The organism is Streptomyces sp. NPDC060002 (assembly GCF_042737245.1).
Taxonomy (GTDB): domain Bacteria; phylum Actinomycetota; class Actinomycetes; order Streptomycetales; family Streptomycetaceae; genus Streptomyces.
Genome location: NZ_JBHWUW010000043.1, coordinates 70952 through 78582, shown reverse-complemented (window position 1 = coordinate 78582; position 7631 = coordinate 70952). Strand labels below are relative to the sequence as shown.

The following is a 7631-nucleotide window of genomic DNA, read 5'->3' as shown; positions in this document are numbered from 1 at the left end:
TATATTATCACAATCCCACCGTCTCGGGGCCCCCGGGGGCACCCAATCGGGGGGGGGGGGGCGTTTTTTGTGGCCCCCCCCCCCCACCGCCATGACCGAAGGTCACTGGTCCCGGTACATCTCCGCCACGAGGAAGGCCAGGTCCAGGGACTGGCTCCGGTTCAGGCGGGGGTCACAGGCCGTCTCGTAGCGCTGGTGCAGGTCGTCGACGAAGATCTCGTCGCCGCCGCCCACGCACTCGGTGACATCGTCACCGGTCAGCTCCACGTGGATGCCGCCCGGATGGGTGCCGAGGCCCTTGTGGACCTCGAAGAAGCCCTTGACCTCGTCGAGCACGTCGTCGAACCGGCGGGTCTTGTGACCGGAGGCCGCCTCGTAGGTGTTGCCGTGCATCGGGTCGGTGATCCAGGCCACGGTCGCGCCCGAGGCGCTGACCTTCTCGACCAGCTCGGGCAGCTTGTCGCGGACCTTGTCGGCGCCCATACGGACGATGAAGGTCAGCCGGCCCGGCTCGCGGTCGGGGTCGAGGCGCTCGATGTACTTCAGCGCCTCCTCGGCCGTGGTCGTCGGGCCGAGCTTGATGCCGATCGGGTTGCGGATCTTCGAGGCGAACTCGATGTGCGCGTGGTCCAGCTGCCGGGTGCGCTCGCCGATCCACACCATGTGCGCCGAGACGTCGTACAGCCGCCCGGTGCGGGAGTCGACCCTGGTCAGGGCGGACTCGTAGTCGAGGAGCAGCGCCTCGTGCGAGGAGAAGAACTCGACCGTCTTGAACTCCTCCGGGTCGGTCCCGCAGGCGTGCATGAAGTTCAGTGCCTGGTCGATCTCACGGGCGAGCTGCTCGTAGCGCTGACCGGACGGGGACTGCTTCACGAAGTCCTGGTTCCAGGCGTGCACCTGGCGCAGGTCGGCGTAGCCGCCGGTGGTGAAGGCTCGCACCAGGTTGAGCGTGGAGGCGGACGCGTTGTACATCCGCTTCAGCCGCTCGGGGTCCGGGATACGGGACGCCTCGTCGAAGTCGAAGCCGTTGACCGAGTCGCCCCGGTACGTCGGCAGGGTCACGCCGTCGCGGGTCTCGGTGCCCTTGGAGCGCGGCTTGGAGTACTGGCCGGCGATCCGGCCGACCTTGACGACCGGCACCGAGGCCGCGTACGTCAGCACGGCGCCCATCTGGAGCAGCGTCTTGAGCTTGTTGCGGATGTGATCGGCGGACACGCCGTCGAAGGCCTCGGCACAGTCGCCGCCCTGGAGAAGGAACGCCTCTCCCTTGGCGACGGCCGCCATCCGGGCGCGCAGCTGGTCGCACTCGCCGGCGAAGACGAGTGGCGGATACGACTCGAGGTCCGCGATCACTGCGCGCAGAGCCTCGGTGTCGGGGTACTCGGGCTGCTGCGCCGCGGGAAGGTCTCGCCAGGTGTTGCCAGCGCTGGCGCTGGTCTTAGCGTTCACGGTCACGCCCTCAACATTACGGGGTCGTGTCGAGTCGTTTTCGCCCGGCTCGACAGGTGAGACGCCCTCCCGCTCAGGTGCGCGTGGGATAGGGTGCGTCGCATGTTCGCGCTTTCGACCCAGAACTGGTGGTGGACCGCTCATCCGGCGGCCCACTGAACTGCGCGTACGCAAGACTTCGCGAAGGCCGCCCGAGGGGCGGCCTTCGGCGTGTCCGGGGCCGTTCCTCGACCGATACCGACATCGATCGATACCGAGATCGACGGAAGAGGAACCCCATGGACCTGGCACGGCTGCTCCACGACGACCGCCCGTTCGCCCTGCTCCGCCGCCGCACCCCCGGCCATGACGCGGACACGGTGGAGGTGCTGCTCGGCCCGGTCGGTACGTACGACCGGCTCGCCGACCTGCCCGAGGAGGGGCTGGCCCTCATCCCCTTCCGGCAGATCCGCGAGCGCGGCTTCGACGTCCGCGACGACGGCACGCCGCTGGCGGTGCTGGTTCCCGAGGAGACTCACGTCCTGCCCCTGGCGGACGCCCTGGCCCAGCTCCCGGCCCGGGACGTGCGCGTCGAGGACGGTGGCTTCGACGTGGCCGACGAGGAGTACGCGGAGATCGTCGGGCGGGTGCTGCGGGACGAGATCGGCCGGGGCGAGGGCGCCAACTTCGTGATCCGGCGGACGTACCAGGGGCGGATCCCGGGGTTCGGCCGGGCCGAAGCGCTGGCCCTCTTCCGGCGGCTCCTCGAAGGCGAGCGGGGCGCCTACTGGACGTTCGTCGTGCACACCGGGGACCGGACGCTGGTGGGAGCCAGTCCCGAGGTGCATGTGCGGATGTCCGGCGGCACGGTCGTGATGAACCCGATCAGCGGGACGTACCGGTATCCCGCGGAGGGTCCGACGCCCGAGAAGCTGCTGGACTTCCTCGCCGACGGCAAGGAGATCGAGGAACTGTCGATGGTCGTCGACGAGGAGCTCAAGATGATGTGCACCGTCGGTGACATGGGCGGGGTGGTGATCGGACCCCGGCTGAAGGAGATGGCGCATCTCGCGCACACGGAGTACGAGCTGCGCGGCAGGTCCTCGCTGGATGTGCGGGAGGTCCTGAAGGAGACCATGTTCGCGGCGACCGTCACCGGCTCGCCCGTGCAGAACGCCTGCCGGGTCATCGAGCGGTATGAGCCCCTCGGGCGGGACGGTGTCGGGCGGGGTTACTACGCCGGCGCGCTGGCGCTGCTGGGCCGGGACCAGGGCGGGGCGCAGACCCTCGACTCCCCCATTCTCATCCGCACCGCCGACATCGACGCGGCCGGGCGGCTGCGGGTGCCGGTGGGCGCCACGCTCGTCCGCGGGTCGGATCCCGCGGGCGAGGTCGCGGAGACGCACGCGAAGGCGGCGGGCGTCCTGGCCGCGCTCGGTGTCCGGCCGGGCAGGCCGCGCACGGACGACGCGCGGCCCCGGCTGGCCGACGACCCCCGGGTGCGGGCGGCGCTGGACGGACGGCGGGCCTCGCTGGCGCCGTTCTGGCTGCGGATGCAGGAGCGGACGGAGGAGCTGACCGGGCACGCGCTCGTCGTGGACGGCGAGGACACCTTCACCGCGATGCTCGCCCATGTGCTGCGGTCGAGCGGTCTCGGGGTGAGCGTCCGGCGCTACGACGAGCCCGGGCTGACGGAGTCGGTGCTCGCGCACGAGGGGCCGGTCGTGCTGGGCCCCGGCCCCGGTGACCCGTCCGACCTGAGCGACCCCAAGATGCGGTTGCTGCGGGAGCTGACCTCGCGGGTGATCCGGGAGCACCGGCACGGTGTCCTCGGGGTCTGCCTCGGGCACGAGCTGATCGCGGCGGAGCTGGGGCTGGACATCGTACGGAAGGAGGTGCCGTACCAGGGGGCGCAGACGACCGTGGACCTGTTCGGGCGGCCGGAGACCGTCGGGTTCTACAACAGCTTCGTGGCGCTGTGCGACGACGAGGCGCTGCGGGAGCTGGCCGCGCACGGCGTGGAGGTGAGCCGGGCCGCGAACGGCGAGGTGCACGCGCTGCGCGGGCCGCGGCGCGCCGAGGGCGCCCCCATCAACGCGGTCGCCGGGGTCCAGTTCCATCCGGAGTCCGTGCTGACGCTGAACGGGGCCTCCGTGCTGCGGGAGTTGGTGGCCCGGGTGTGCGCCGAGCCGCGGCCGGCCCGTTAGCGGTCCGTCAGCCGAAGAACACGCCGACCTCCGTGTACAGCTCCGGGTTCACCGTCTTCAGTCTCGCGGTGGCCTCGGCGATCGGTACGCGGACGATGTCCGTGCCGCGCAGGGCGACCATCTTGCCGAAGTCGCCCTCGTGGACGGCGTCGATGGCGTGCAGGCCGAAGCGGGTGGCGAGCCAGCGGTCGAAGGCGCTCGGCGTGCCGCCGCGCTGGACGTGGCCGAGGACCGTCGTACGGGCCTCCTTGCCCGTCCGCCGCTCGATCTCCTTGGCGAGCCACTCGCCGACGCCGGACAGCCGGACGTGTCCGAAGGAGTCCAGCGACCCGTCCTTCAGCACCGCGTCCCCGTCCCTGGGCATCGCACCCTCGGCGACGACCACGATCGGGGCGTACGACGCCCGGAAGCGGGAGGTCACCCAGGCGCAGACCTGCTCGATGTCGAAGCGCTGCTCGGGGATGAGGATGACGTTGGCGCCGCCGGCCAGGCCCGAGTGCAGGGCGATCCATCCGGCGTGACGGCCCATCACCTCGACCACGAGGACACGCATATGGGACTCGGCGGTGGTGTGCAGCCGGTCGATGGCCTCGGTCGCGATGCCCACGGCGGTGTCGAAGCCGAAGGTGTAGTCGGTGGCGGACAGGTCGTTGTCTATCGTCTTCGGGACGCCGACGCAGGGCACCTGGTATTCGTCGCAGAGACGGGCGGCGACCCCGAGGGTGTCCTCGCCGCCGATGGCGATGAGGGCCCCGATCCCCTGCCGGGCGAGGGTGCCCTTGATCCGGCGGATGCCGTCCTCCTCCTTGAGGGGGTTGGTCCGCGAGGAGCCGAGGATCGTGCCGCCGCGGGGCAGGATGCCGCGCACGGCGCGGATGTCGAGGCGGACCGACCTCCCTTCCAGGGGGCCCCGCCAGCCGTCGCGGAACCCGACGAACTCATGGCCGTACTCCTGGACGCCCTTGCGGACGACCGCCCTGATGACGGCGTTGAGGCCGGGGCAGTCCCCGCCTCCGGTCAGTACTCCGACGCGCATGGAAGTGTCCCTTCGCCGCGGTTGGCCGACGAAGGTCACGGTAATGGTGATCCAGCTCACACAGATATGGCTCGGCGGGTCCAATTCCGGTGAATCGCCCGGGGATTGGCCGCGGCGCCCTCATTCGTCGTCGAGGCCGCGCTCTATCGCGTACCGGACCAGCTCCACCCGGTTGTGGAGCTGGAGCTTGCCGAGGGTGTTCTGGACGTGGTTCTGGACCGTGCGGTGGGAGATGACGAGGCGTTCGGCGATCTGCTTGTAGCTCAGGCCCTTGGCGACCAGCCGCAGCACCTCGGTCTCCCGGTCGGTGAGCCGGGGCGCGCCGGGTTCGCCGCCGCCGCCCGTGGCGGGGCCGGGGTCGGAGGCCAGCCGGCGGTACTCGCCGAGGACCAGTCCGGCCAGGCCCGGGGTGAACACCGGGTCGCCGACGGCCGTGCGGCGCACCGCGTCCAGCAGTTCCTCCGTGGAAGCCGACTTCAGCAGGTAGCCGGTCGCGCCGGACTTCACCGCCTCCAGCACGTCGGCGTGCTCACCGCTCGCCGACAGCACCAGGACCCGCAGGGCCGGGTTCGCGGCGACGACCTCCTTGCAGACCTGGACGCCGGGCTTGGCCGGCAGGTTCAGGTCCAGCACCAGCACATCGGGCATGGTGGCCTTGGCCCGGCGCACGGCCTGCTCGCCGTCGCCCGCGGTGGCGACCACGTCGAGGCCGGCCTCGGCGAGGTCCCGGGCGACGGCGTCGCGCCACATGGGGTGGTCGTCGACCACCATGACCCTGATCGGATCCTGCTGCCTGCTCATCGCTGTCCCGCCTTCCCCCGTCGCACGTTCTTGTCCTTCTTCTCCTTCGGCACCGTCAGTTCGACCTCCGTGCCCTGCCCCGGGGTGGAGATCAGCTCGGCACTGCCGCCGAGATCGCGCAGCCGGCCCCGGATCGACTGGGCGACCCCGAGCCGCCCCTCGCCCTCGGCCTGCGCGAGCCGCCCCTCGGGGATGCCGGGCCCGTCGTCCCGCACGGTGATGATCACCTCGCCGGGCTCGTCCTCCACCAGGATCCAGGCCCGGGCGTCCTCCCCTGCGTGTCCGCGTACGTTGTCCAGGGCGGCCCCGACCGCCGCGGCCAGCTCCTTCGCGGCCGGCGCGGGCAGCAGCACCGGGGCGCCCGGCTCGGCGAGATTGACGCGGGCGGCGGCGAAGGGGGCGAGCAGCGAGCGCAGGTCGACCGGACCGGTCTGCTCCGCCGGCTCCTCCACCACCCGCACGACGGCGCCCTCGGCCGCGTCCTGCGACACCCGCGAGACGGGCACGAGGCCACCGGCGACCAGGGTGCGCAGCGCGACCTCCTGCTCGCCGGCCATCCGGCCCAGTTCGGCCGCCTCACCGCCGAGGACCGCGCCGCGCCGCTGCACCATGGCCAGCACCTGGAGCACGCCGTCGTGGATGTCCCGGGCGAGCCGCTCCCGCTCCCGGGTCGCGGCCTCGATCTCCAGCGCGCGGGCGAGGGTGCGCTCGGAGGCGCGGGCGACCTCGACGACGTAGCCGATGGCGATGGAGGCGACCCAGACGAGGATCACGTTGTGGATGGTGTCGCGGGCCGGGGTGCCGCGCTCGACCAGGTTGGCGACCGCTACGGCCGTGGACGCGAACGCCGCCCAGCGCCAGCCGCCCTTGATGGCGAACGCCAGGACGGAGCCGGCGGTCCATATCGACGGCAGCGTCGGGCCGCCCGACTGGATGCGCTCAGGGGCGTCGGCCACGGTCGTGAGCAGGATGCCGGTCAGCGCGATGGTGAGGTCGGCGGCGAGGAAGCGCTTGGTGCAGCTCGCCGCGCTCGCGACCTTGGGCAGGGTGGCCACGGTCCAGACGAACAGGACGCAGTAGTAGCCGACGGCCACCCAGGGCCGGGCGAACCCGCCGTAGGCGGTGGCGAAGAAACCCACCGCGTACAGCATGGTGAGCACCCGGTAGCCGGCGAGCGCACGCCACAGCGGCAGCTCGACCGACATCGTCATGACTCTCTCGCGCCTGGCCATCCGTCCCCCGCCCCCGGGCCCCGACTGCTGACTGCCGCCCACCGACCTACTGCTCTTCGTCCTTCTTCGCCTGGTCCTTCTTCGCCTGGTCCTTCTCGGCCTGCGCGAGAGCCGCCTTCGCGGCCTTCTCCGCTTCCTTGTCGGCCTTCGCCGCCTCCGTGATCTGCCGCTTGGCAGCGGTGGCGTAGATGTCGACGTACTCCTGGCCGGAGAGCTTCATGATCTCGTACATGACCTCGTCGGTCAGGGCGCGCAGCACGAAGCGGTCGTGGTCCATGCCCTGGTACCGCGCGAACTCCAGCGGCCTGCCGATGCGGATGCCGGGCCGCATGACCTTCGGCAGCACCTTCCCCGGCGGCTGGATCTTCTCGGTGTCGATCATCGCGACCGGGATCACGGGCGCGCCGGTGGCGAGCGCCACGCGCGCGAGGCCGCCCGGCTTGCCGCGGTAGAGCCGGCCGTCGGGCGACCGCGTGCCCTCCGGGTAGATGCCGAACAACTCGCCCCGCTCGAGCACCTCTATGCCGCTCCGGATCGCCGCCTCGCCGGCCCCGCGACCGCCGGAGCGGTCCACCGGGAGCTGGCCGACGCCCTTGAAGAAGGCCGCCGTCAGCCGGCCCTTCACACCGGGCGTGGTGAAGTACTCGGCCTTCGCGATGAAGGTCACCTTGCGGTCGAGGACCGCGGGCAGGAAGAACGAGTCCGAAAAGGACAGGTGGTTGCTCGCCAGGATCGCGGGGCCCTCGGCGGGAATGTTCTCGAGGCCTTCCACCCAGGGCCTGAAGGTGACCTTCAGCGGTCCCCCGATAGCGACCTTCATCGCGCCGTACAACAAGCGAGTGCCTCCTGTTTGTGTCGCACAGACCTTAACCCGGAGTGGCCGCAATGGCTCCGACGACCCTGGTCGGTGTCAGTGCGGTCGCGTAC

At 71.3% G+C, this 7631-nt stretch carries 7 protein-coding genes; 2 read left to right on the top strand and 5 right to left on the bottom strand.

Features of this window, described 5'->3' with window-relative positions; translation table 11 throughout:
• Positions 1 to 102 precede the first annotated feature (102 nt).
• Positions 103 to 1455 carry a class II 3-deoxy-7-phosphoheptulonate synthase gene (locus ACFWBD_RS30330; protein ID WP_385673599.1) on the bottom strand — a complete coding sequence of 451 codons (1353 nt, stop codon included), beginning with the start codon at positions 1453 to 1455 and terminating at the stop codon, positions 103 to 105.
• Between the two features lie 96 nt (positions 1456 to 1551).
• Between ACFWBD_RS30330 and ACFWBD_RS30325 the strand changes: the two genes are divergently transcribed.
• Positions 1552 to 1608 (top strand): trp operon leader peptide, encoded by a 57-nt coding sequence (locus tag ACFWBD_RS30325; protein ID WP_078912442.1) that lies wholly within the window; start codon positions 1552 to 1554, stop codon positions 1606 to 1608.
• A gap of 119 nt (positions 1609 to 1727) precedes the next feature.
• Positions 1728 to 3635 carry an anthranilate synthase family protein gene (locus tag ACFWBD_RS30320; protein ID WP_385673596.1) on the top strand — a complete coding sequence of 636 codons (1908 nt, stop codon included), beginning with the start codon at positions 1728 to 1730 and terminating at the stop codon, positions 3633 to 3635.
• Positions 3636 to 3642: 7 nt separating this feature from the next.
• Here ACFWBD_RS30320 and ACFWBD_RS30315 read toward each other — a convergent pair whose 3' ends face one another.
• The 4 genes from ACFWBD_RS30315 to ACFWBD_RS30300 all read right to left on the bottom strand — a co-directional run bounded on the left by ACFWBD_RS30315 (position 3643) and on the right by ACFWBD_RS30300 (position 7524).
• A complete protein-coding gene (locus ACFWBD_RS30315; RefSeq protein WP_385673594.1) occupies positions 3643 to 4671 on the bottom strand; it encodes a 6-phosphofructokinase in 1029 nt (342 codons plus the stop codon).
• 120 nt (positions 4672 to 4791) lie between these two features.
• Positions 4792 to 5472 (bottom strand): response regulator, encoded by a 681-nt coding sequence (locus ACFWBD_RS30310; protein ID WP_385673592.1) that lies wholly within the window; start codon positions 5470 to 5472, stop codon positions 4792 to 4794.
• On the bottom strand, positions 5469 to 6704 hold the full coding sequence (macS, locus tag ACFWBD_RS30305) for a MacS family sensor histidine kinase (protein ID WP_385673589.1): 1236 nt from the start codon (positions 6702 to 6704) through the stop codon (positions 5469 to 5471). The genes ACFWBD_RS30310 and macS overlap by 4 nt, the downstream gene beginning before the upstream one ends.
• A 46-nt stretch (positions 6705 to 6750) precedes the next feature.
• The gene (locus tag ACFWBD_RS30300) at positions 6751 to 7524 is read right to left on the bottom strand and encodes a lysophospholipid acyltransferase family protein (RefSeq protein WP_385673586.1); all 774 of its coding nucleotides are present in this window, start codon (positions 7522 to 7524) and stop codon (positions 6751 to 6753) included.
• Positions 7525 to 7631 lie beyond the last annotated feature (107 nt).